The sequence below is a fragment of the Leifsonia poae genome, assembly GCF_027921845.1.
Taxonomy (GTDB): Bacteria; Actinomycetota; Actinomycetes; order Actinomycetales; family Microbacteriaceae; genus Leifsonia; species Leifsonia poae.
In genome coordinates this window covers 1-24241 of the sequence record NZ_BSEN01000003.1, presented here as the reverse complement: position 1 = coordinate 24241, position 24241 = coordinate 1, and the positions used below count along the sequence as shown (strand labels likewise).

Annotated in this window: 24 protein-coding genes; 19 read left to right on the top strand and 5 right to left on the bottom strand. The window is 68.6% G+C overall.

The features are described 5' to 3' along the window. The first annotated feature begins 26 nt into the window (after positions 1-26). The 6 genes from PKE84_RS03820 to PKE84_RS03795 all read left to right on the top strand — a co-directional run bounded on the left by PKE84_RS03820 (position 27) and on the right by PKE84_RS03795 (position 4218). The gene (locus PKE84_RS03820; RefSeq protein WP_271175888.1) at positions 27-545 is read left to right on the top strand and encodes an EVE domain-containing protein; all 519 of its coding nucleotides are present in this window, start codon (positions 27-29) and stop codon (positions 543-545) included. Next, positions 542-1279 carry a hypothetical protein gene (locus PKE84_RS03815; protein ID WP_271175887.1) on the top strand — a complete coding sequence of 246 codons (738 nt, stop codon included), beginning with the start codon at positions 542-544 and terminating at the stop codon, positions 1277-1279. Before PKE84_RS03820 ends, PKE84_RS03815 begins: the two co-directional genes overlap by 4 nt. 41 nt (positions 1280-1320) lie before the next feature. Continuing rightward, entirely contained in the window at positions 1321-1623 is a 303-nt protein-coding gene (locus PKE84_RS03810; protein WP_271175886.1) for a DUF427 domain-containing protein, read from the top strand. 180 nt (positions 1624-1803) lie between these two features. Beyond that, complete coding sequence (locus PKE84_RS03805) at positions 1804-2991, top strand: PQQ-dependent sugar dehydrogenase (protein ID WP_271175885.1); 1188 nt, start codon at positions 1804-1806, stop codon at positions 2989-2991. A 156-nt stretch (positions 2992-3147) separates the two neighbouring features. Next, complete coding sequence (locus PKE84_RS03800; RefSeq protein WP_271175884.1) at positions 3148-3579, top strand: hypothetical protein; 432 nt, start codon at positions 3148-3150, stop codon at positions 3577-3579. Positions 3580-3690: 111 nt separating this feature from the next. Then, entirely contained in the window at positions 3691-4218 is a 528-nt protein-coding gene (locus tag PKE84_RS03795) for a SprT-like domain-containing protein (RefSeq protein ID WP_271175883.1), read from the top strand. Here the strand turns inward: PKE84_RS03795 and PKE84_RS03790 are convergent. The 3 genes from PKE84_RS03790 to PKE84_RS03780 are packed head-to-tail and all read right to left on the bottom strand — an operon-like array spanning position 4215 to position 5997. Next, the gene (locus PKE84_RS03790; protein WP_271175882.1) at positions 4215-4832 is read right to left on the bottom strand and encodes a GNAT family N-acetyltransferase; all 618 of its coding nucleotides are present in this window, start codon (positions 4830-4832) and stop codon (positions 4215-4217) included. The genes PKE84_RS03795 and PKE84_RS03790 overlap by 4 nt on opposite strands. A gap of 59 nt (positions 4833-4891) precedes the next feature. After that, positions 4892-5266, bottom strand: a complete 375-nt coding sequence (locus PKE84_RS03785) for a cupin domain-containing protein (RefSeq protein ID WP_271175881.1) — start codon at positions 5264-5266, stop codon at positions 4892-4894. After that, positions 5263-5997 carry an alpha/beta fold hydrolase gene (locus PKE84_RS03780; RefSeq protein ID WP_271175880.1) on the bottom strand — a complete coding sequence of 245 codons (735 nt, stop codon included), beginning with the start codon at positions 5995-5997 and terminating at the stop codon, positions 5263-5265. Before PKE84_RS03780 ends, PKE84_RS03785 begins: the two co-directional genes overlap by 4 nt. 182 nt (positions 5998-6179) lie before the next feature. On the opposite strand from PKE84_RS03780, the gene PKE84_RS03775 reads away from it, so the two are divergent. Next, entirely contained in the window at positions 6180-6737 is a 558-nt protein-coding gene (locus PKE84_RS03775; protein WP_271175879.1) for a dihydrofolate reductase family protein, read from the top strand. Positions 6738-6814: 77 nt separating this feature from the next. Further along, complete coding sequence (locus PKE84_RS03770; protein WP_271175878.1) at positions 6815-7423, top strand: CGNR zinc finger domain-containing protein; 609 nt, start codon at positions 6815-6817, stop codon at positions 7421-7423. Positions 7424-7484: 61 nt separating this feature from the next. Here the strand turns inward: PKE84_RS03770 and PKE84_RS03765 are convergent, their stop codons facing one another. Further along, positions 7485-8561, bottom strand: coding sequence for a hypothetical protein (locus tag PKE84_RS03765; protein WP_271175877.1), 1077 nt, complete (start codon positions 8559-8561; stop codon positions 7485-7487). A gap of 99 nt (positions 8562-8660) precedes the next feature. On the opposite strand from PKE84_RS03765, the gene PKE84_RS03760 reads away from it, so the two are divergent. The 4 genes from PKE84_RS03760 to PKE84_RS03745 all read left to right on the top strand — a co-directional run bounded on the left by PKE84_RS03760 (position 8661) and on the right by PKE84_RS03745 (position 11467). Next, on the top strand, positions 8661-9098 hold the full coding sequence (locus PKE84_RS03760; protein WP_271175876.1) for a MarR family winged helix-turn-helix transcriptional regulator: 438 nt from the start codon (positions 8661-8663) through the stop codon (positions 9096-9098). Between the two features lie 67 nt (positions 9099-9165). Continuing rightward, positions 9166-9912 (top strand): LamB/YcsF family protein, encoded by a 747-nt coding sequence (locus PKE84_RS03755; RefSeq protein WP_271176178.1) that lies wholly within the window; start codon positions 9166-9168, stop codon positions 9910-9912. Further along, a complete protein-coding gene (locus tag PKE84_RS03750; RefSeq protein ID WP_271175875.1) occupies positions 9912-10568 on the top strand; it encodes a 5-oxoprolinase subunit B family protein in 657 nt (218 codons plus the stop codon). The genes PKE84_RS03755 and PKE84_RS03750 overlap by 1 nt, the downstream gene beginning before the upstream one ends. Then, positions 10565-11467, top strand: coding sequence for a 5-oxoprolinase subunit C family protein (locus PKE84_RS03745; protein ID WP_271175874.1), 903 nt, complete (start codon positions 10565-10567; stop codon positions 11465-11467). Before PKE84_RS03750 ends, PKE84_RS03745 begins: the two co-directional genes overlap by 4 nt. A gap of 71 nt (positions 11468-11538) precedes the next feature. Here the strand turns inward: PKE84_RS03745 and PKE84_RS03740 are convergent, their stop codons facing one another. Further along, a complete protein-coding gene (locus PKE84_RS03740; RefSeq protein WP_271175873.1) occupies positions 11539-12408 on the bottom strand; it encodes a spermidine synthase in 870 nt (289 codons plus the stop codon). 118 nt (positions 12409-12526) lie between these two features. Here PKE84_RS03740 and PKE84_RS03735 point away from each other — a divergent pair, with 118 nt between their 5' ends. The 7 genes from PKE84_RS03735 to PKE84_RS03705 all read left to right on the top strand — a co-directional run bounded on the left by PKE84_RS03735 (position 12527) and on the right by PKE84_RS03705 (position 24223). Further along, complete coding sequence (locus tag PKE84_RS03735; RefSeq protein WP_271175872.1) at positions 12527-13054, top strand: hypothetical protein; 528 nt, start codon at positions 12527-12529, stop codon at positions 13052-13054. Positions 13055-13061: 7 nt separating this feature from the next. Further along, entirely contained in the window at positions 13062-14216 is a 1155-nt protein-coding gene (locus PKE84_RS03730) for a sensor histidine kinase (RefSeq protein ID WP_271175871.1), read from the top strand. Continuing rightward, positions 14213-14926: a response regulator transcription factor gene (locus PKE84_RS03725; RefSeq protein ID WP_271175870.1), complete on the top strand. Its 714-nt coding sequence runs from the start codon at positions 14213-14215 to the stop codon at positions 14924-14926. The genes PKE84_RS03730 and PKE84_RS03725 overlap by 4 nt, the downstream gene beginning before the upstream one ends. A gap of 130 nt (positions 14927-15056) precedes the next feature. Then, complete coding sequence (locus tag PKE84_RS03720; protein WP_271175869.1) at positions 15057-16130, top strand: SDR family oxidoreductase; 1074 nt, start codon at positions 15057-15059, stop codon at positions 16128-16130. Positions 16131-16426: 296 nt separating this feature from the next. Beyond that, a complete protein-coding gene (gene rpoB, locus PKE84_RS03715) occupies positions 16427-19924 on the top strand; it encodes a DNA-directed RNA polymerase subunit beta (RefSeq protein WP_271175868.1) in 3498 nt (1165 codons plus the stop codon). Positions 19925-19968: 44 nt separating this feature from the next. Then, a complete protein-coding gene (locus PKE84_RS03710; RefSeq protein ID WP_271175867.1) occupies positions 19969-23844 on the top strand; it encodes a DNA-directed RNA polymerase subunit beta' in 3876 nt (1291 codons plus the stop codon). Between the two features lie 148 nt (positions 23845-23992). After that, positions 23993-24223 carry a hypothetical protein gene (locus tag PKE84_RS03705; protein WP_271175866.1) on the top strand — a complete coding sequence of 77 codons (231 nt, stop codon included), beginning with the start codon at positions 23993-23995 and terminating at the stop codon, positions 24221-24223. Positions 24224-24241: the final 18 nt, after the last annotated feature.

Here is a 24241-nt window from a genome sequence, read left to right as displayed (position 1 = left end):
GCTGTGGAGGCGGCTGTGACGGAGGCATGCGCTACAACTGGAGCATGGCGATCCGGTACTGGCTGGGAGTGGTGCAGCAGGATCACGTGCTGCGCGGTGTCGCCGCGGGCATCGCTCAGGTGAACCACGGCGCCAAGGCACCACTGGAGCAGATGCGGCCGGCCGACGGCTTCGTGTACTACTCGCCGAAGACCGCGTATCCCGATGGCGATCCGCTCAAGGAGTTCACCGCCATCGGCCGCATCGCGGATGATGACGTGTACCAGCTCACGCAGGGTCCGACGATGCGCGGTCCCGCCGGGGACTTCCGACCCTGGCGTCGCCGGGTCGAGTGGGAGCACGAGGCCGTCTCGGCGCCGATCCGTCCGCTGCTCCCTGTGCTCGATTTCACGAGGGACAATCCGAACTGGGGCTACCAGCTGCGCCGTGGCGTGATCGAGATCTCGCGCCACGATTTCGAGCTGATCCGCCGCCAGATGCGTCGTCCGTCACCCGACGAAACGCACCGCGGCGGCCGCTCCGCTCGGGCTACGATGGCCCGGTGACCCAGCCAGCCACCCCTAGACACGCCGCAGAGCCCAGCCCAGAACCGACGCTGCAACCGACCCCGAATCCGAACGCCGCAGCGCTGTCCGTGCCCGCCGCGCACACGCAGGCGAAGTACCAGGTGCGCTTCGACTGGGGTACGGATGGCGCGGTCGCGACCGCAGCCGATGCCGACGTCGTCGTCTGGGTGGATGTGCTCCCTCCCGTCACCGTCACCGTCACCGGCACCGGCACCGGCGCCGAGACCGGGATCGATCCGCGCGCGACGCGGGGCATCAGTTCATCGGCCGCCGTCGTCGCAGGCGGCTTCACCACCGCGACCGCCGTCGCGCAGTGGATCCTCGACGAGCAGGTGCGGCTCGGCCGTCGCGCCTTCATCTCGATCGTCGCAGCGGGCGCGACCAGCGCATCCGGCGCGACCAGCGCATCCGGCGCATCCGGCGCGACCAGCGCATCCGATTCCCCGCGCTTCGCCGTCGAAGACCAGCTCGCCGCCGGCGCGATCATCGACGCCCTCGCCGCTGCCGGCATCGACTACGCGTCTCCGGAGGCGGCGGCAGCGTGCGCGTCGTTCACGGGCCTGCGGGGCGCCGTCGCGCACCTGCTCACGGCGTCCGTATCGGGGCAGGAGCACATCGCCGCCGGGCGGACCACCCCGGAGCTCGCCGCGCTCGGTCGCCTCGACACCGAGTCGTCTGTGACGATTCTGCGAGCGCCCTCAGCACTGGAATGATCGGTGCACCTCCCGTGTTGCCGAATGCAGGAGGTTCACCCATGAAAGCTGTTCTGAACGACACCGTCATCGCCGAAGCCCCGGAGTCGGAGCTCATCCGCATCGAAGGCAACTGGTACTTTCCGCCGGCCAGCGTCAACGCCGACCTGCTCGAGAAGAGCGACACCCCGTACACGTGTCCGTGGAAGGGCGAGTGCCAGTACTTCTCCGTGAAAGACGGCGGCGCCCTGCTGCAGGACCGCGCGTGGAGCTATCCCACGCCGTACCCCAGCTCGTTCGAGCGGGTCGGCAAGGACTACAGCAACTACGTCGCGTTCTGGAAGGACGTGCAGGTCGTCGAGTAGAGGGTCATCGACCCGGCCTCCGATCCGTCCATAGACGGGTCGGAGGCTCTTTGCGCAAGCGCCCCTCCCGGATGATCCGGAGGGGCGCTCGCGCGTTCGGGCATCCCGACCTGTACGTCTTCGCACCGCGCAGCATTACGATGACCAGCACGAAGCGCAGTCGGAGAGGGAGGCGGCGCCATGAGCCGAGGGCATCGAGGGGTCAGGACGGCTGCGGTGATTCTGGTGGGTGTGCTCGCCGCTGCGATCACGCTGACGGGATGCACGCAGCCATCGCCGAAGCCCACCGCGACGCGCACCGTCACCCCCACCCCGCGCCCGACCCCGTCGAGCACATCGACCGCGGTCCCCGCCATCCCGTGGCAGCCGAGCGGCCACACGACGACACTCGCCAGCGGCCTGGATGCACCCTGGTCGATCGTGCCGCTCGCGAGCGGCTCCACCCTGATCAGTCAGCGGGACGACGGCACCATCATCGAACGGATGCCGCAGGGCGAACTGCGCACGGCCGGCACCGTGCCGGGCGTCGAGCACGACGGCGAGGGCGGCCTGCTGGGCCTCGCCGTCCAGAAGGTCTCCGCGCCGCCCTTCCTGTACGCCTACGAGACCACCGACGACGACAACCGCGTCGTGAAGCTGCCCCTCACCGGCGTTCCGGGCAGCTATGCGATCGGCGCGCCGGTCAACGTGATCACGGGCATCCCGAAGGCGTCGAATCACGACGGCGGCCGGATCGCCTTCGGGCCCGACGGGATGCTCTACGTCACCGCGGGCGACGCCTCCAACGGTTCGAACGCCCAAGACCTCACGTCGCTCGGCGGCAAGATCCTGCGCCTGACCCCGGATGGCGGCGTGCCCGCCGACAACCCCTTCCCCGGCTCGCCCGTGTGGTCGTACGGGCATCGCAACCCGCAGGGGATCGGCTGGGACGCGTACGGCACCATGTGGGCGAGCGAGTTCGGGCAGAACACCTGGGACGAGCTCAACATCATCACGGCCGGTTCCAACTACGGCTGGCCGAACGTCGAGGGCATCGGCAAGGATCCCAAGTACAAGGATCCCGTCTACCAGTGGCCGACCGACGAGGCGAGCCCGAGCGGTCTGGCCATCGCGGGGGACACCATCTTCATGGCCGGGCTCGGCGGCGAGCGGCTCTGGACGATCTGGCCGACGGCAGGACACGCTCCGGTGACCGTCAAGGCGTTCTTCGACGGCGACTTCGGGCGGCTGCGCGACGTCGTGGTGCACGGCAACGACCTGTGGATGCTCACGAACAACACGGATGGCCGCGGAAGCCCGCGCGACGGCGATGACAAGCTCCTCAAGATTCCCCTGGTACCGGCGCAGTCGCTCAGCCAGCCGGGCTAGTCTGGTGGGGTACCACCGACCTGGAGCAGAACCCTGAGCATCATTCTCGGCTACGATCCGTCCACTCTTCGCGAACGCGTCGACCTCCGCGCCGCCGGTCTCCGTCTCGACGAACTCGGAAGCCTGCGGAGCCTCAGCGCGCTCAATGAGAAGGCGGTGCTGCTCCGGTTGCTGAACCGCCTCGACGAGGCGATGGATGTGGCGAACGAGGCGGTGCGACAGGCGCGCTTCACGGGCGATCGCGAGCAGCTTCTCGGCGCTCGGGTGCGCCGGGCGCAGGTGCTGCAGTTCCAGGGCAAGCTCGATGAGGCGATCACCGAGCTCACCGGATGCGTCGACGAGTCCCGCGCGCACGAGTGGACCGCTCTCGAGGCCTTTGCGGCGCAGAACCGCGGCAAGGCCTACTTCGACGCGAAAGACTACGAGAACGCGCTCGCCGACGTCACCGCCGCCGTCTTCCTGCGCGAGAAGCTGGGTGCATCGCCCACCGAGATCGAGAGCTCCCTCATCGCCGTCGCCGTCGTGCAGTCGTTCGTCGACGAGAACTCGGCGGCGAAGAAGCCGGATGCCGGGGACGATGCCCGCTGATCCGGGCGGATCACGGCGGCTCGGCCCTGGAACGGGGTCGGTGTCACCGCGTAGGATGCGGGACATGATGGAACCGGCCGCGACGATGCCCCGCACACGGGGAGAGCGCTGATGGCCGAACTCGATCGGGTGCGGCGCTGGGCGAACGCCCTGATCGCGCTGCATCTGGACACGCAGGTGTGGTCGTTCGACTTCGACAACGCCAAGACCCGCGCCGGACTCTGCAACTACACCGCGAAGCGCATCACGGTCTCCCGGTACCTCGCCTCGCGTTACGACGACGACGAGATCCATCAGATCCTGCTGCACGAGGTTGCGCATGCGCTCGCCGGATCCCGCGCCGGTCACGGTCCCCGCTGGCGGACCATCGCGCTGGATCTCGGTTACGAGGGCAAGCGCCTGCACGGCGGCGCGATCGCGGACGACCTGGCGCCCTGGGTCGGCACCTGCCCCAGCGGCCACACGCACTACCGCTACCGCAAGCCGGCGCGCGCGCTCGCCTGCGGTGCGTGCTCACGCCGGTTCGACGCGGCGAACCTCATCTCCTGGCAGCACCGCGAGGTCTCGCCGGCGCAGCGGCGCATGGCCGCCTCCGCCGCCAGCGAGCTCGACGGCCCGCCGCGTCTAGGGCCCGCTTAGGCGTCGACCGGCGGCTTCGCCAGTCGTGACTCGAGCCCGGCGCGAACTTCCGGCCACTCCTCGCGCAGCACAGAGAACACCGCCGTGTCGCGCCACGTGCCGTCGGCTCGGCGCTGGGTGTGCCGGAGCACTCCCTCCGGCTTCGCGCCCAGCCGTTCGATCGCGGCGCGGGAGCGGGCGTTCAGCACGTCGGCCTGGAGCTTGACCCGCTCGAAGCCGTTGTCGAACGCGGCCCCGAGCATCAGGAGCTTGGTCTCGGCGTTGACGCGCGTGCCCCAGACCTCGGGCGCGTAGGCGGTCCAGCCGATGTGCGCCGACTCGTTCGCGAGGTCGAAGTCTCCGAGCGTCGAGGTACCGACGATCCTGTCCCCCTGGTCGCGCAGGCAGATCACGTAGACGTTGCCCGCATCCCACTGCAGATAGTCCACGATGAACGAGCGCCACTCCTCGTAGGTGTCGCGGTAGGCTGCAGGCCCGCCACCCCAGCCTCCGGCGAAGACCTCCGGATGCCCGATCGCGTCGAAGAGATCCGGGAGATCCGCGAAGGTGAGGGCCCGCAGGCGCACGGTGGCGCCGTCGAGGGGGAGCGCAGGGTCGGGGCGCGTAGCGGTCATCCGCCTATTATGCCCAGATGGTCGCGCGACAGGCTCGCGACGCCATCGTGGCCGTCGTCCTACGTGATGTCCACGAACGAGGCCAGCGGCCGTCCGGTCTCGACGAAGTAGGTCGAGAGCATCCGGCCGGTTCCGGGTCCCAGGTCGAGTGCGTTGTGCGGCGTGCCCGGGGGCATGAGGAACGGGTCGCCGGCGTGCAACGTCAACGATGCGCGCCCGGCGATCTTCATCTCGACGGTTCCTTCGAGGATGTAGCCGACCTCCTCGCCGGGGTGTGTGTGCCACCCGGATTCCACGCCCGCGGGGATCTCGGTGAGCACTTGGACGATCTCCCGCCCCGGAACCGAGGACTCCTGGCGCTGCAGTTCTGTCCGTTTGAGCTTGCTGGCGAGGGCGTCGTCCGGCGTCTCGGATCCGGGCGGTTGCTGCGTCACTGCGAGACCGCCTTGAGCGCCGTGAGGATGACGTCGGCGACGGCTCGCGGCTGCGAGATCATGATGACGTGCGACCCCTCCAGCTCGGTGATTGTCGCGTTGGCCCGCTTTGCCATGGACAGGATCACGTCGGCGCCTGCCGCTGTGTCGCCGGTGGCGACCACGGCCCACGACGGCAACGTCTTCCACGCGGGGGTACCGGACTTCTCGTCGAAAGCCGACGCAGCCACCGGCCGCTGGGATGCCGCGAGCACGGCGGATTGCGCCTCGGGCAGGTCGCCCGCGAACACCTGATGGAACGACTCGGGATTCACGTAGAGCTCGACGGCGGTCTCGGCGCCCGAGCCGGTGGGGAACGTGCGCTGAAGCAGTGCCGGCCCCAGCACGCTGTCGCGAGAGGTCCCTTCGACCTCGCCGAGAACCTCGTTCTCGTCCGGGGCGAAGGCGGCGACGAAGACCAGGCCGACCACGTTGCTGGCATGCGTTGCAGCATTCGAGATCACCGCGCCCCCGTACGAGTGTCCGACGGCGAGGACGGGCCCGTCGATCTGTGCGAACACACTGGCGGTGTACGCCGCGTCGCTGGCGATTCCACGCAGCGGGTTGGCGGGAGCGAGGACGCGCACACCGGCCGCGAGGAGCAGTTCGCTGAGGGCGGCCCAACTTCCCGCGTCGGCGAATGCTCCGTGGACGAGCACAACGGTCGGTGACGAGGCGGATGCATCGGTCATGAGTGATCCTTTCGATATTCGAAGTGGGGGAGGTCGCCGGGTGTGAGTATCGCTCATGTTCGCACGAAGGCTGGACCGTGGCAATGGGGCGGCGGGCCGCTGGTCGATTGACGACCACGCAGAGTTCGACCACGATGATGGGACGCCTTTCGATGACACCGACAACAGGAGAGGAGCCGGTGATGGGGACGATCGCAGTGCACGAGTTCGTCGCGCTCGACGGCGTGTACGAAGACCCGAGCTGGACGTTCGAGTTCGGGTTCGACCCGAGGATGGGCGAGGCGCTCGCGGCGATCACGGGTGGGGCGGACGCCATCCTGCTCGGCCGGCGCACGTTCGAGATGTTCGCGCCGGCATGGTCGGGCCGCACGGCCGACGAAGACCCGGGCGCGCCGTTCTTCAACGACACCGAGAAGTGGGTCGTGAGCTCGTCACTGAGCGATGGGGACTGCGCGACCGTCTGGCGCAACTCCCGCTCGCTCGGCGCATACGATCCCGGGGCCATCCGCGCCCTGAAGGACAGCGTCGAGGGTGCCGTCTACATCAGCGGCAGCGGATCGCTCGTGCGGGCGCTCCTCGCCGACGGGCTCGTCGATGCGCTGCACCTGTTCGTGTATCCGGTCGTGCGCGGCACGGGGGAACGGCTGCTGGGAACGGACGGAGTGACGACGAAGCTCGCGCTCGCGGCGTCCGACGTCTACGAGAACGGCGTCGTGCACCTGGAGTACGCCACCGCCTGACGCCACCGCCTGACGCCTGGTCCGACGCCTGGCCGGCCGATTACTGCCGCGATCGCGTAACCGAATATGTTGGTTAGATGGCTACAGAATCGATCCTGCCCCGCGGTACCGGTCAATGGATGGATTCGAGCGACGGCCAGCGTTGGTGGTTCGACTCGGGATCGCTGGCCCTCGACTTCGCGTACACCGGCGGCCCCGACCATCCAGGGGAGCAGCGGGAGACCGTACGCGACGCCGCCGGTTTGAACGACTGGCTGACCGATCGATTCCCCGAGGTGGCTCCGACCGCCGGCGAGCGCGAGTTCACGGATGCCGGCACGCTGCGCTCCTCCATCGGGCGGCTGGCCCGCCAGGCGAGCGACGGCGACGGTCTCGCACCCGACGACATCGACATCGTCAACCTCTTCGCTGCGATGCCCGACATCCCGCCGGTGCTCGCCGGGGGCGGGCGTCAGGCCGGGCGCAGCAACGCGCGGCCGCATCAGGCGCTCGGAACCGTCGCCCGCGACGCCGTGCGGCTCTTCGGGGCCGAGGCGGGCGGCCGTATCCGGGAGTGCTCGGCGGACGACTGCCGCCTGGTATACCTCGACACCTCTCGCAGCGGCAACCGACGCTGGTGCTCGATGCAGCGCTGCGGCAATCGGGCCAAGGTGCGGGCGCACCGCGCCCGGGCGGCGGCCGACTAGAACTGCAGCTGACTGAGAAGCGGCCGGCCCGCACGCCGTCCGACCGGCCGCCTGCATTCGGCTACGCAGCGACCACCGACTCCTCTTCTTCGCGCGTGACCGCAATGCTCTCGTCGGCGATTCGGCGCCGACGGACGCTGAGCAGGTGCGTGACCGCGATGAGCCCGACGCCCGCCGTCGCCCAGAGCGCGAGGCGCAGCCCGTCGAATCCGAAGACCTGGCCCGGGAAGTACGTGAGCGAACGGGCTGCATCCAGCCAGGCCGCGCCGTTCCAGAACGTGTTGAGCCCGGCGAAGAACGCCGGCTGCATGGTCTGCGGGAAGATGCCGCCGCAGCTGGTGATGTTCAGCATGACGAAGAGGATCGTCAGCGTCGGCGTCGTCCACCGCCCGAGAACCGGATGCAGCCCGACGCCGATCGTGATGATGCCGAACGAGTAGAGCGAGGCGAGCAGCCAGATGCTCCACTCGTTGCCGTTCAGCACCTGGAAGATGGGGCCCGCGACGACGGCGCCGATGCCTGCGATGACGAGTCCGGTGGCTGCGGAGATCGCGACGCGCCAGCCGATCCCGAGCTTGCCCGCGACCGCGGCGATGGCGATCGCGGCGGCGTAGGAGCCGACCGTGAGGGCCACCATCAGGAAGAACAGTCCCTGACCGGTGCTGTCGTGCACGCCGGTCGGCCGCACGTCATCGACCGTCACGGGCAGCTTCTGCTCGTAGGCGATGGGAAGGAAGATCTTCTGGGCAGCGGACGCGACGGTCTCCGACGAGGCCGTCGACACGATGATCGTCGCGTGTCCGCCGTCCACCTCATAGGCCGCCGCGAGCTTCTGGTGCTCAACGAGGTCGCGCGCCTTCGCGGCCGTGCTGACCGTGGTGACGTCGAGCTCGGTCGACGCCTTGTCGTTCATGGTCTGCGCAAACACCTGCGCGGCCGGCCCCTCGCCCACGATCGCGACCGGGAGGTCGTGCGGCGCCGGCTGGTGGAACGCCCCGAGGTAGGCGAGCGCCATCCCGGCTCCGAGGATGAGCGGGATCAGCAGGTGGGAGCCGAGATGCTTCCACAGGGTCGCGGGCGGCCAGAATCGAGGACGCTGCACCGGTGGGAGCAGGGGGGCGACGCGATGTGCGGACATGCGGGTCCTATCTGAGAGCGAGTGGGGGAAGGCGCGCGAGTTGCGCAATGCAACATACATTGTTGCACAATGCAACCAGTCGGTCGATAGGCTGTGCTCATGACCGGCCACGACCGCGCCTCCTCGATCGCCACGGTGCAGGAGGAACTCACCACGATCGCCCGGCGGGGCACCGCGCGCGTCCGCCGTGAGAACGAGGCGCTGTCGTTCGTCGACCAGTCCCTGCTGTCGTACATCGCCGCCAACCCCGGATGCCGCGCCATCGACATCGCGTCGCACTTCCAGCACAATCGTTCGACCGTCTCCCGTCAGCTCGGAGCGCTCGCCGAATTCGGCCTCATCACGTCGGCGGACGCGGAGTCGGGCCGAGCACGGGGGCAGGCGCTGCGGCTCACACCGGCGGGAGAGGCGTCCATCCGCACCTCGTCGGAGACCCTGCTGACCGCTCTCACCGAGCGGTTCGCCGGCTGGTCGGCCGACGAGATCGAGGCGTTCGCCCGGATGCTCCAGCGGTACAACGACATTTCCGAGGGCTGATCGCGCAAACCGTTCCGCGCAACTTCGATCAGTACAACTTCGGCACAATGGAGGGGTGGACCGCACCATCGACCTCAACAGCGACCTCGGGGAGTCGTTCGGCGCCTGGACGATGGGCGACGACGCGGCGATGCTCCGTCTCGTCACCAGCGCCAACGTCGCCTGCGGATTCCACGCCGGCGACCCGGTGACGATGCTCGGCACCTGCCGGATCGCCGCCGAGAACGGGGTGGCGGTCGGCGCCCACGTCTCGTACCGGGATCTCGCCGGGTTCGGCCGCCGCGCCATGGACGTGCCGGCGGAAGAGCTGTACGGCGACGTGCTCTATCAGCTGGCCGCGCTCGCCGGCGTCGCCCGCGTCGCCGGTGCGCCCGTCACGTACGTCAAACCGCATGGCGCGCTCTACAACCGGATCGTCACCGATCCTGCGCAGGCCGAAGCGGTCGTGCGGGCGGTCGCCGCGTTCGACGGGGGCCTCGCCCTGCTGGGGCTCGCGGGGTCGGCCGTCGACGACGCTGCCACGAGTGCGGGCATCCGATTCGTGCGCGAAGCGTTCGTCGACCGCGGGTATCTCGCCGACGGCACGCTCGTTCAGCGCGGCACGCCCGGGGCGGTGCTGAGCGGCGACGACGCCATCGCACAACGCGCCGTGCGGCTGGCGACGGAGGGCCGTGTGACCGCAGCCGACGGTACCGAGATCGCGGTCGAGGTGGACTCGCTCTGCGTCCACGGGGACACCCCGGGCGCCGTGGCGATGGCTGCCGCGGTCCGTGCCGCGCTCGAGACGGCGGGCGTGCGGGTGGAGGCGTTCTGATGGCGCCGGCGAGGCGCATCCTGCCGAACGGGGACCACACGCTGCTCGTCGAACTGGACAGCCTGACTGCCGTGCTCGACCTCTACAGCGAGCTGGAGCGGACGCGCCCGCCAGGCGTGGTCGACCTGGTTCCTGCCGCGCGCACCATCGGCGTCAGCGTCGATCCGGCCGTGCTCCCCGTGAGCGTCGCGCACGGCTGGCTCTCGGCGGCGGAACAGGGGGAGGCGTCGCACGGTGATTCCGTGGAGACCGTCGAGCTCCCGGTGCGGTACGACGGCGACGATCTCCCCGCGGTGGCCGAGCTCCTGGGCGTCTCCGTCGCCGAGGTCGTCGCCCGCCACACCCGCACGCTCTGGCGGGTCGCCTTCTGCGGGTTCGCGCCGGGGTTCGCCTATCTCGTCGTCGACCAGGGGAGCGCCGGCGCCGACCACGGCGGACTCGTCGTGCCTCGGCGGGCGACACCGCGCACGAGCGTTCCCGCGGGTTCGGTCGCGCTCGCCGGAGAGTTCAGCGGTGTCTACCCGCGATCGAGTCCGGGCGGCTGGCAGCTGATCGGCACGACGGACGCCGTGCTGTGGAACGAGGACGCGCGCCCGCCGCAGAGTCCAGCCCTGCTCAACCCCGGGACGGTCGTGCGCTTCAGGGAGTCGTCGTGAGCCTGCGCATCGTGGAGCCGGGACCGCTCGCCCTGATCGAGGATCTGGGGCGGCCCGGCCTCGCCGCCATCGGCGTGAGCGCATCCGGAGCGCTCGATCGCGCCGCCCTGCGGCTCGGCAATCGCCTGCTCGGCAACGACGAGGGATGCGCGGGCATCGAGTTCCTGCTGGGCGGCGCCACCGTGCGCTTCGAGGAGCCGGCGTGGTTCGCCGTCACGGGTGCCGTGGTGTCGCTCGACCTGGACGGGCGACCGGTCGATCCGCACGACGCGGTGCACGCGGAGGCCGGAGCGACGCTGCGGATCGGGCGGCCGACGGCCGGCGTGCGCAGCTACCTGACCGTGCGGGGCGGCGTCGACGTGCATCCGGTGCTCGGGTCGCGCTCGCGCGACGTGCTCTCGGCTCTCGGGCCGGCCCCGCTGACTGCCGGCGACGTGCTCGCGGTGGGGGAGCATCCGGCGCAGGCGGTGCCACTGCTCGACTTCGTGCCGGTGGCGCTCCCCGCCGACGGGGTCGTGGAGGTCCGCGCGCATCGCGGGCCGCGGGCCGACTGGTTCCTGCCATCGGCGATCGACGCGTTCTATGACAGGGAGTGGGAGGTGAGCGCCGAGAGCAATCGGATCGGGGCGCGCCTCGATCCGGTGCGGGCCGCCGCCCACCGTGCAGGATCGGAGCCGCATCCGTCGCCGGTGCTCGAGCGCGCGGTGCTCAGCGAACTGCCGAGCGAGCCGATGGTCGCCGGCGCGGTGCAGGTCTCGCCCGACGGGCGCCCGACCGTGCTGCTCGCCGACCATCCGGTGACGGGCGGGTATCCCGTGATCGCCGTCGTGGCTGACGCCTCACTCGACGCGTTCGCCCAGCTCCGCCCGGGTCAGCGCCTGGCGTTCCGCCACGCCTGAACGCGAGTCCGGGCGAAATCGTCGTCCGGCACGAACCGAACCTGATTTCTCCCGGACTCGATTGCGACGGGCTAGTCGCGGCGTGTTCCGGACTGGAAGATGCTGCGCGCGGGCGGAGGAGACGGCACGCTCGTCGCATCCGTCACGATCGGAGCACCCGCCGCGAACGCCGTGAGCTCTGCGCCGGCGACCGCCTTGGCCGGATGCGGACCGCTCGCCAGCAGGCGCGGCAGCCAGTCGAGTGGCAACGACGCATTCGAGCCGACCAGCACCACGTTGCCGAACCGACGCCCCTTGAGCACCTGGGTCTCCGCGAGGGCGGCGACGTTCTCGACGACCGCGCCGAGCGTGGCGACCTGGCTCCGGGCGAAAGACAACGGAGGGCCGTCGGCCACGTTGACCAGCACGATGCCGTCGGGGGCCAGCAGCGACACCGCCGAGCGGTAGAACTCGACGCTTGTGACGTGCGCGGGGGTGCGGGCTCCGCTGAAGATGTCGATCACCAGCAGGTCGACCGAGCCGCGCAAGCCGCCGGGCAGTTTGCCGACCACCTCGCGGGCGTCGCCGTGCCGCACGCGCACCTGGGCGTAGCGGGGAAGAGGGAGGTGCTCGCGCACGAGGTCGACGAGATTGCTCTCGAGTTCGACGACCTGCTGGCGCGATCCGGGCCGGGTGTACGCGATGTACCGCGGCAGGGTGAGTGCGCCGGCCCCGAGATGCACGGCAGTAATCGGCTGACCGGGCTCCCCGATGAGGTCGATCACGTTGCCCATGCGCTGGATGTACTCGAAGAACAGCTGCGACGGGTCGTCGAGATTCACGTGCGACTGCGGGGTGCCGTCGACCACCAACTGGAAGGAGCCGGGCACGAAGCGATCCGGCTCGATCACGGCGCGGTATCCGCTCTCCTTCAGGACGACCGACGGATTCTCTGCTGCCACGACGTCAGCCTAGTCTCCACCCGCCGCTCCACCCGTGGGTGGTGCCGCCGCCGACGCGCTGTCGCGAGACTCGAAGAGGCCGGGAATCCGGCACTCGACTTCGAAAGGCTTCACTCCCATGACACTGCAGACGATCGGCAACGCGCTCCTGATCCTGGTGCTGATCAGCTGGATCGGCTTCCGCCAGATGACCTGGCGCCCGGTGGCCGTGAGCCGGATGTGGCGGGTGCCCGCCATCATGGGGCTGGTCGGGGTCGTCATGCTCGTGCAGACGGTCAAGCCGGCCGCGCTCACCGCCCTCGACCTGGGCGTGCTGGTGGTCGAACTGGTCATCTCGCTGGGGATCGGCGCGTGGATGGGCTCGATCGCGCACTTCCGCCGGCTGCCGGAGCCCGTGCAGCTCGGGCGCGACGGACGCGACCGGCGCGACCTCGCTCTGTACGAATCGCGCACCGGCGCGTGGGGTCTCGTGCTGTGGATCGTCGTCGTCGCGGTGCGTGTCGGGATCGACGTGCTGGCCGGGATGGCCGGGTCGCACCTCGCCGCCTCGACCGGCGTCATCCTGCTGATGCTGGCCGCCAACCGCGCCGCCCGCACCGTGGTCTTCGCCGCACGACTCGATCGGCACGCCGCTGTCACAGCATGATGGACGTGTGAACACTTCGACGTCGCCGAGCTGGTTGGCCTTCGCGCTGAACCTGGTCGGCGGCGTCGTCGTCAGCTGGTCGCTCATCGTGAACGACACGACCGGCCGACCGACCTGGGTGCTCGCGGTCGCGCTCGTCTCGACCGGTGCATGGATCGCGCGCGGCATCGCCGTGCTGTTCGGCTACGGCACGGTCAGCGTCGCCCTCAGCATCCTCTCCGCGGTGCTGGGCGGGCTCGTCTCCGCGCCCACCAACGGCGTCGCGGTGGTGCCGGCAGCCGTCGGCGTGCTCGCGGTGATGGCGACGGTCGCGGTGCCGGCGTCGATCGGGTTCGGGCTCTCACTGGTGACGATCGCGCTGATCGCCGTCGGCGCCGTCCCGTTCGGCACGCCGGTCGTCGCGGTGCTCGCCATGATGGGCGGCGTTCTGCTCGCCACCTTCGCCGGCCTGAGCCGGCGGCAGTTCCGGCAGAGCGAGCAGCAAATGGCACTCCTGCGCGAGCGTGACCTCGCGATGCGTGAGGAGGCATCGCGCATCGCCATCGCGCGCGACCTGCACGATGTGCTCGCGCACAGTCTCGGCGGCCTGGTGATCCAGCTGGATGCCGTGGAGGCGCTGCTCGAGGCGCGCGATGTGGAGGCGGCGACGACGCGGGTCTCGGATGCGCGCGCGCTCGCGGCCACCGGGCTGAGCGAGGCGCGTCGTGCGGTCGCGGCGCTCCGGGACCCGGCCGGTGAGGAGGGCCCGGTGGAGCCGGACGCGTTCCAGACCTCGGTGGCCGACCTGCTCGCGGCGCATCGTTCGCTGGGCGTTTCGGTGGACCTGACGACGGCGGGGGAGCCGGTGCGGTTGACGGCCGCCCAGGCGGCGGCGCTGCAGCGCGCAGTACAGGAGGCGCTGAGCAATGCGCGCAAGCACGCCCCGGGCGAGCCGGTGCGGATCTCGATCGAGTGGCCGGCGGCCGGGCAGAATGGGCGCGTGCGTCTCACCGTCTCCAATCCGCTGACCGAGCACGGGCGCACGGCGCTCGCCGCGTCCGGTGGCCACCACGGCATCGACGGGATGCGCGAACGCTTCGCCGCTCTTCCGCTCGGCGGTTCCGCCGCTGCCGGGGTCGAGGGCGACCGATTCGTCGTCACGGCCGAAGCGGTGCTGCGATGAGCGCGGGCGGAAGCATGCCGGGAGCGGGCGCGGGTGGCGTGGACGCCGAGCCCGCCATCCGGGTCGTGGTCGCCGACGACCAGGCGATCATCCGCGACGGTCTCGTGACCGTGCTCTCCCTGCTCCCCTATGTGGAGGTCGTCGGCGAGGCGGCCGATGGTGCGCAGGCGGTGGCGGCCGCCGTGCGCGAGCATCCGGATGTCGTGCTGATGGATCTCCGGATGCCCGTGCTCGACGGCGTCGCCGCGACGGAGCGCATCGTGCGCGAGGTGCCGGGCACGGCCATCCTGGTGCTCACGACCTTCGCCGACGACGAGTCGATCCTGGGGGCGCTGCGCGCCGGCGCGAAGGGATACCTCACGAAAGACGCCGGACGCGCGGAGCTGGCAGCGGCCGTGCGCGCGGTCGCCCGCGGCCAGTCGACCTTCGCGCCGGAGGTCGGCGCCCTGCTCGTCAACTCACTCACCGCTGCAGCCGGCTCCGCATCGGCCCGCGACGCGTCGCCGGCCGATGCGCTGGTCGCACGCTTCCCGCAGCTCACCCGGCGCGAGGCGGACGTGCTCGCGCTGGTCGCCGACGGCCTGAGCAACGGGGAGATCGCGGCGGCCCTCTTCGTCAGCGTCGCGACGGTCAAGACGCACATCAACTCCCTCTTCGCCAAGCTGGCCGTGCGCGACCGCGCGCAGGCGATCGCCCTCGTGCGCTCCTGAGCGCGCCCCGGCGTGTTGCCCGAGACTTCCGGAATTGCGACGCCGCACCGCCCGTGTCCAACCGCCGAGAGCTGCCCGCGAAAGGCCCGAAGAGGTACCGGATGCCGCGACACCGGGGGAGGATCAGGACATGACTGCACAGGTACTGGTGACAGGCGGGTCCGGTTTCGTGGGTGCGCACTGCGTGCTCGCCCTGCTGAACGCCGGATACGAGGTCCGCACGACCATCCGGACCCCCGGCCGGGCCGCCGATGTGCGCGCCCAGCTGGCCAGAGGCGGGATCGACGACGCGGGCGACGCCCTCACATTCGCCGTGGCGGATCTGATCTCCGACGACGGCTGGGCGGCGGCCGTCGACGGCTGCGAGTACGTGCTGCACGTGGCGTCACCGTTCCCGGCCACCCAGCCGAAGGACGAGAACGACCTCATCGCCCCGGCTCGCGACGGGGCGATGCGCGTGCTCCGGGCGGCGAGGGATGCCGGGGTGAAGCGCGTCGTGCAGACGTCGTCGTTCGCCGCGATCGGCTACGGGCACCAGCCGACCGACCGCCCGTTCACCGAGGAGGACTGGACCGAGCTCGACAGCGGAGTCCACGTCAGTGCGTACCCGAAGTCGAAGACGATCGCTGAGCGCGCGGCGTGGGACTTCATCGCCGCCGAAGGCGGGGTGCGGGACGGCGCGGCCCTCGAACTCGCGACGGTGAACCCGGTGGGCATCCTCGGCCCGGCGCTCGGCAGCGACTACTCGACCTCGGTGCAGCTCGTCAAGGCGATCATGGAGGGGCGTCTGCCGCGGCTCCCGAGGGTCAGCTTCGGCGTCGTCGACGTGCGCGACGTCGCCGCCCTGCACCTGCTGGCGATGATCCGTCCCGAGGCGTTGGGCGAACGGTTCCTGGCGATCGCGGGCGACGTGATCGGTGCGCAGGAGGCCGCCCTGCTCATCCGGGGTCATCTGGGCACCGCGGGCGCGCGGATCACGACGAAGGAGATGCCCGACTGGGTGCTGAAGACCCTCGCGCCGTTCAGCCGTTCGGTGCGGGATGCGCTCCCCGACATCGGCGCGGTGCGCCGGGCGAGCGCAGAGAAGGCGCACCGGATGCTCGGCTGGACGCCGCGCACGCGCGAGGACGCCATCATCGCCACCGTCGACTCCCTGCAGCGCCTGCGTCTCGAGGGCGGAGTCGCACCTTCCCGGCGGCGCTGAAGCCGGCTCAGCAGGCTGGGAATAGCGGGGGAATGGGTGGGGTTATACAGGAGTCGGCGCGCATGGTCAAGAAAAGACTGGACACGGCGCGTCTATTTGACATATAGTTGTTCTTTGCGCTCCCTGACGAACATCTGCCTTCATATTGCGGTCGGCTCTGCTATTCGGATGTGCGCGCCTGGGCTCCAGAAGGAGTCAGATAGGCGCCGAAGACATCCCTGGGAGTTCTCGTTCACAAACTACTCACTCTGACCGACAGTAACTGAGGCCCGACGGGGCCCACGGAGGTTATTTCCTTGGCTGCTGCGCGCAACGCAACCAATAACGACAAGACACCCAAGAACGGACGGAACGCATCCCGTCTCTCGTTCGCAAAGATCACAGACACCCTCACCGTTCCCGATCTGCTCGCACTGCAGACCGAGAGCTTCGACTGGCTCGTCGGTAACGACGCGTGGAAGGCTCGCGTCGCCGAGGCCGAAGAGCAGGGCCGACAGGATCTGCCCAGCAACACCGGTCTCGAGGAGATCTTCGAAGAGATCTCCCCGATCGAAGACCTCGGCGAGACGATGCAGCTCTCGTTCACCAACCCGTTCCTCGAAGAGAAGAAGTACTCGATCGACGAGTGCAAGGAGAAGGGCAAGACCTACTCCGCTCCTCTCTACGTCGAGGCCGAGTTCATGAATCACCTCACCGGTGAGATCAAGACGCAGACCGTCTTCATGGGCGACTTCCCCCTCATGACCGAGAAGGGCACCTTCGTCATCAACGGCACCGAGCGTGTCGTGGTGTCGCAGCTCGTCCGCAGCCCAGGCGTCTACTTCGAGCGCACGCCCGAGAAGACGTCGGACAAGGACATCTACTCGGCTCGCATCATCCCGAGCCGCGGTGCCTGGCTCGAGTTCGAGATCGACAAGCGCGACCAGGTCGGCGTTCGCATCGACCGCAAGCGCAAGCAGTCCGTCACCGTGTTCCTCAAGGCACTCGGTCTGACGAGCGAGGAGATCCTCTCCGAGTTCAAGGGCTTCCAGTCGATCGAGCTCACCCTCGAGAAGGACGCCATCCTCACGAAGGAAGAGGCGCTCAAGGACATCTACCGCAAGCTGCGTCCGGGCGAGCAGGTCGCTGCCGAGGCCGCGCGTGCGCTCCTCGACAACTTCTACTTCAACCCGAAGCGCTACGACCTGGCGAAGGTCGGTCGTTACAAGATCAACCGCAAGCTCGGGATCGACGCTCCGCTGAGCGACTCGGTGCTGACCGTGAGCGACATCATCGCCACGATCAAGTACCTCGTCTCGCTGCACGACAACCAGACCACCTTCTCGGGTGTGCGCGATGGCAAGGCTGTCGAGATCCGTCTCGACGTCGACGACATCGACCACTTCGGCAACCGTCGCATCCGCGCGGTCGGCGAGCTCATCCAGAACCAGGTCCGCACCGGTCTGTCCCGCATGGAGCGCGTCGTCCGCGAGCGCATGACCACGCAGGACATCGAGGCCATCACGCCGCAGACCCTGATCAACGTGCGCCCCGTCGTCGCCGCGATCAAGGAGTTCTTCGGAACGAGCCAGCTCTCGCAGTTCATGGACCAGAACAACCCGCTCGCGGGTCTGACCCACAAGCGCCGCCTCTCGGCCCTCGGCCCCGGTGGTCTGAGCCGTGAGCGCGCCGGTGTCGAGGTCCGTGACGTCCACCCGTCGCACTACGGCCGCATGTGCCCGATCGAGACCCCGGAAGGCCCGAACATCGGCCTGATCGGTTCGCTCGCATCGTTCGCGCGGATCAACTCGTTCGGTTTCATCGAGACCCCGTACCGTCGTGTCGTCAAGGGCAAGGTCACTGAGACGATCGACTACCTGACCGCCAGCGAAGAGGACGACTTCATCGTCGCCCAGGCCAACGCTCCGCTGACCGCTGACAACCACTTCGCAGAAGACCGCGTCCTGGCTCGTCAGAAGGGTGGCGAGGTCGACCTGATCCCCGCCGACGAGATCGGCTACATGGATGTCTCCCCGCGCCAGATGGTGTCGGTCGCGACGTCGCTGATCCCGTTCCTCGAGCACGACGACGCGAACCGCGCCCTCATGGGTGCGAACATGCAGCGCCAGGCGGTGCCGCTCGTCCGCAGCGAGAGCCCGCTGGTCGGAACCGGTATGGAGGGCTACGCAGCCATCGACGCCGGCGACGTGCTCATCAACGACAAGGCCGGTGTGGTCTCGGAGGTGTCGGCTGACGCCGTCACCATCCAGCTCGACGAGGGCGGCACGAAGACCTACTACCTGCGCAAGTTCGACCGCTCCAACCAGGGCACGTCGTACAACCACCGCGTGATCGTCAGCGAGGGTGACCGGATCGAGACCGGAGAGGTCATCGCCGATGGCCCCGCGACCGAGAACGGCGAGCTCGCACTCGGAAAGAACCTGCTCGTGGCATTCATGCCGTGGGAGGGTCACAACTACGAGGACGCGATCATCCTGAGCCAGAACCTGGTGAAGGACGACACCCTCTCCTCGATCCACATCGAGGAGTACGAGGTCGACGCCCGCGACACCAAGCTCGGTAAGGAAGAGATCACCCGCGATCTGCCGAACGTCAGCCCGGACCTCCTGGCCGACCTCGACGAGCGCGGCATCATCCGGATCGGTGCCGAGGTCCGTCCCGGCGACATCCTGGTCGGAAAGGTCACGCCGAAGGGCGAGACCGAGCTCTCGGCCGAGGAGCGCCTGCTCCGCGCGATCTTCAACGAGAAGAGCCGTGAGGTGCGCGACACCTCGCTCAAGGTTCCTCACGGTGAAGAGGGCACGATCATCGGTGTCAAGGTCTTCGACTCGCAGGACGGCGACGACGAGCTCGGCTCGGGCGTCAACCAGCGCGTCGTGGTCTACATCGCCCAGAAGCGCAAGATCACCGCGGGCGACAAGCTCGCCGGCCGCCACGGCAACAAGGGTGTCATCTCCAAGATCCTCCCGGTCGAAGACATGCCCTTCCTCGCCGACGGCACGCCGGTCGACGTCATCCTCAACCCGCTGGGTGTCCCCGGACGAATGAACTTCGGCCAGGTGCTCGAGATCCACCTCGGATGGATCGCCAAGCAGGGCTGGGAGGTCAAGGGCAAGCCCAAGTGGGCCGCCCGTCTTCCCGAGGCCGCGCACAGCGCCGCCCCGAACACCAAGGTTGCGACCCCGGTGTTCGACGGTGCTGCCGAGGCCGAGATCGAGGGCCTGCTCGACTCCACGAACGTGACGCGCGACGGCGACCGTCTCATCGGATCCTCCGGTAAGACCCAGCTGTTCGACGGCCGTTCCGGTGAGCCGTACCCCGATCCCGTATCGGTCGGTTACATGTACATCCTGAAGCTGCACCACCTGGTCGACGACAAGATCCACGCCCGTTCGACCGGTCCGTACTCGATGATCACCCAGCAGCCGCTCGGTGGTAAGGCGCAGTTCGGTGGACAGCGGTTCGGTGAGATGGAGGTGTGGGCCCTCGAGGCCTACGGTGCCGCGTACGCGCTGCAGGAGCTCCTGACCATCAAGTCGGATGACATCCTCGGCCGCGTCAAGGTGTACGAGGCCATCGTCAAGGGTGAGAACATCCAGGAGCCGGGCATCCCGGAGTCCTTCAAGGTGCTCATCAAGGAAATGCAGTCGCTCTGCCTGAACGTCGAGGTCCTCTCGGCCGACGGCCAGGCGGTCAGCCTGCGCGACGCGGACGATGAAGCGTTCCGTGCCGCCGAAGAGCTCGGCATCAACATTTCCTCGCGCTTCGAGTCCTCGTCGATCGACGAGATCTGAGCCAGACCATTACTGACGAAACTTTTTCCAGGAAAGAAGGAAAATTGCTCGACGCAACAACTTTTGATGAGCTGCGTATTGGCCTGGCCACCGCTGACGACATCCGTCGCTGGTCCTACGGTGAGGTCAAGAAGCCCGAGACGATCAACTACCGCACGCTGAAGCCCGAGAAGGATGGTCTGTTCGGTGAGCAGATCTTCGGGCCGAGCCGTGACTGGGAGTGCTCGTGCGGCAAGTACAAGCGTGTCCGCTTCAAGGGCATCGTCTGTGAGCGCTGTGGCGTGGAGGTCACCAAGTCCTCCGTGCGCCGCGAGCGCATGGGCCACATCGAGCTCGCCGCTCCGGTGACGCACATCTGGTACTTCAAGGGTGTCCCCAGCCGTCTCGGCTACCTGCTCGACATGGCGCCGAAGGACCTCGAGAAGGTCATCTACTTCGCCGCCTACATGGTGATCGAGGTCGACGAGGAAGGCCGTCACGCCGACCTGCCCGGACTTGAGAACGAGCTCCGCCTCGAGATCAAGACCCTGTCCGACCAGCGCGACAGCCGCATCGCCGACCGCCTCCAGCGTCTCGAGACCGATCTCGCCGCGCTCGAGGAAGAAGGCGCCAAGGCCGACCAGAAGCGTCGCGTCAAGGACACGGCCGAGAAGGAAATGGGCCAGATCCGCAAGTCGTACGACGAGGACATCGCTCGTCTCGAGCGTGTGTGGGAGTCGTTCCGCACCCTCAAGGTCGGCGACCTCAAGCCCGAGGACGCGGACTTCAACGAGCTCGTCGACCGGTTCGGCCTGTACTTCGAGGCCTACATGGGCGCCGAGGCGATCAAGCGTCGCCTGCTCTCGTTCGACCTGGCCGCCGAGGCCGAGCTGCTCCGCGACCAGATCGCGAACGGCAAGGGTCAGAAGAAGATCCGCGCGATCAAGCGTCTGCGCGTGGTCTCCTCCTTCCTCGCCACCGGCAACTCGCCGGCCGCAATGGTGCTGGATGTCGTCCCGGTCATCCCGCCGGAGCTTCGCCCGATGGTGCAGCTCGACGGTGGCCGGTTCGCGACCAGCGACCTGAACGACCTGTACCGCCGCGTGATCAACCGCAACAACCGTCTGCGCCGCCTGCTCGACCTCGGGGCTCCCGAGATCATCGTGAACAACGAGAAGCGCATGCTGCAGGAGGCCGTCGACGCACTGTTCGACAACGGCCGCCGCGGACGCCCCGTGACGGGTACCGGCAACCGCGCCCTCAAGTCCCTCAGCGACATGCTGAAGGGTAAGCAGGGTCGTTTCCGCCAGAACCTGCTCGGAAAGCGCGTGGACTACTCGGGCCGTTCGGTCATCATCGTCGGTCCGCAGCTGAAGCTGCACCAGTGCGGTCTGCCCAAGCAGATGGCGCTGGAGCTGTTCAAGCCGTTCGTGATCAAGCGCCTGATCGACCTGAGCCACGCGCAGAACATCAAGGCCGCCAAGCGCATGGTGGAGCGTTCGCGTCCGCAGGTCTGGGACGTGCTCGAGGAGATCATCCGCGAGCGCCCCGTTCTGCTGAACCGCGCACCGACCCTGCACCGCCTGGGCATCCAGGCCTTCGAGCCTCAGCTCGTCGAGGGCAAGGCCATCCAGCTGCACCCGCTCGTCTGCGCCGCGTTCAACGCGGACTTCGACGGTGACCAGATGGCTGTGCACCTGCCGCTGTCGGTCGAGGCCCAGGCCGAGGCCCGCATCCTGATGCTCGCATCGAACAACATCCTGAAGCCGTCGGACGGCCGTCCGGTCACCCTGCCCTCGCAGGACATGATCATCGGTCTGCACCACCTCACCACCGTGCGTGAAGGCGCCGAGGGCGAGGGACGTGCGTTCTCGTCGGTCTCCGAGGCGATCCTCGCCAAGGACCAGGGTTCGCTGCACCTCAACGCCAAGGTCAAGATCCGTCTGAACGACTACGTTCCGTCGGACGCCGCTGACACCGGCGTCGAAGGCATCACCGCCATCGTCGAGACGACCCTCGGTCGCGCGCTCTTCAACGAGACGCTTCCGGCGGACTACCCGTACGTCGAGGAGGTCGCCGACAAGGGCGTGATCTCGGGCATCGTGAACGCTCTCGCCGAGCGTTACCCGAAGGTCGAGGTCGCGGCTGCGCTGGACCGCATCAAGGACGCCGGTTTCTACTGGGCCACCCGTTCCGGTGTGACGGTGTCGCTGAGCGACATCCTCACCCCGCCGAACAAGCCGCAGATCGTGGCCGGCTACGAGAAGAAGGCCGCCAAGGTCACCGCCGAGTTCGAGAAGGGTCTCACGACCGACCTCGAGCGTCGTCAGGAACTGGTGAAGATCTGGACCGAAGCGACCAACGAGGTCGCCGAGGCCATGCGTGCCAACTTCCCGGCCGACAACACCATCAACCGCATGGTCACGTCGGGCGCCCGTGGTAACTGGCTGCAGGTGCGCAACATCGCCGGTATGCGTGGTCTGGTGAACAACCCGAAGGGTGAGATCATCCCGCGCCCGATCATCTCCTCGTACCGCGAGGGTCTGTCGGTGGCGGAGTACTTCATCGCGACGCACGGTGCCCGTAAGGGTCTGGCCGACACGGCCCTCCGTACCGCCGACTCGGGTTACCTGACCCGTCGTCTGGTGGATGTCTCGCAGGACGTCATCATCCGTGAGGACGACTGCGGCACCACGAAGGGTCTCGACCTCCCGATCGCCGCTCCCGGTGCTGACGGCGTGCTCGTGCGCGACGCCAACGTCGAGAACTCGGTGTTCGCCCGTACCCTGGCCGCCGACGCCGTGTCCCCCGAGGGCACCGTCGTGGCCAAGGCCGGAGACGACGTCGGAGACGTGCTCATCGACCGCCTGGTCGCTGCCGGCGTCACCGACATCAAGGTGCGCTCGGTGCTGACCTGCGAGTCGGCCGTCGGTGTGTGTGCTGCCTGCTACGGCCGCTCGCTCGCCACCGGCAAGCTCGTCGACATCGGCGAGGCCGTCGGCATCATCGCGGCCCAGTCGATCGGTGAGCCCGGAACCCAGCTGACCATGCGTACGTTCCACACCGGTGGTTCCGCATCCGCAGACGACATCACGCAGGGTCTTCCCCGCGTGCAGGAGCTGTTCGAGGCCCGTACCCCCAAGGGTGCGTCCCCGATCGCCGAGGCTGCCGGACGCATCACCATCGAGGACACGGAGCGCAGCCGCAAGGTCATCCTGACCCCGGACAGCGGCGACGAGCCGCACGCCTACCCGGTGCTCAAGCGCTCGACCCTCCTCGTCGAGGACGGTCAGCACGTCGAGCTCGGCCAGCAGATCATCGTCGGCGCCGTCGACCCGAAGGAAGTTCTTCGTGTCAAGGGTGTCCGTGAGGTGCAGAAGCACCTCGTCGGTGGTGTGCAGGGCGTCTACCGCTCGCAGGGTGTTCCGATCCACGACAAGCACATCGAGGTCATCGTGCGGCAGATGCTGCGCAAGGTCACCGTCGTCGAGCACGGCGACACCGACCTGTTGCCCGGTGAGCTGGTCGACCGGTCGAAGTACAACGAGCTCAACCGTGCTGCTCTGACCGCCGGCAAGAAGACTGCGTCTGCTCGCCAGGAGGTCATGGGTATCACCAAGGCGTCGCTCGCAACCGAGTCGTGGCTGTCGGCCGCGTCCTTCCAGGAGACCACCCGCGTTCTGACGCAGGCGGCCATGGAGGGCAAGTCCGACCCGCTGATCGGTCTGAAGGAGAACGTGATCATCGGAAAGCTGATCCCGGCCGGTACCGGTCTGGCTCGCTACCGCAACGTCACGGTCGAGGCCACCGAGGAGGCGAAGGCGGAGCGTTACCCGAACCGCATCTTCGCCGACGACTCGGCCTTCAGCGAGAACGACCTGAGCTTCGTCGACTTCGACAGCTTCAGCTCGGATGACTACACCCCCGGAACCTACAACTAAGCGTTCGTAGCTTTCGTACGACGAACGGCCCCCGGTGCTTCGGCATCGGGGGCCGTTCTCGTTGTGCGGCGGGGTGTTGCTGGCCGGGTCCGCGCTGGCCGGGTGCGCGCTGGCCGGATGCTCAGCCGTGCGATGCGACAATGGGAGCATGTGGCGACAGCTTCTCGAATACACCGACACCGCCGGCCGCGCGATGGTCGGTGTCGCCGCCGTGCTGCTCGTCGTCGCCGTGCTGAGCTTCGTCGCCGGCGTCGTGCAGGCCGCCACCGGGCACGCCGCGGTCACGCTGCCGTACTGGCTCACCACGATGGGCGGCGCCGTCGTCGCCGGCGTGCTCGTCTACCTCGCCAGCCGCCGAGCCGACATCCGCCGCCGCTGACGCGCGCCGCGCCGCGCG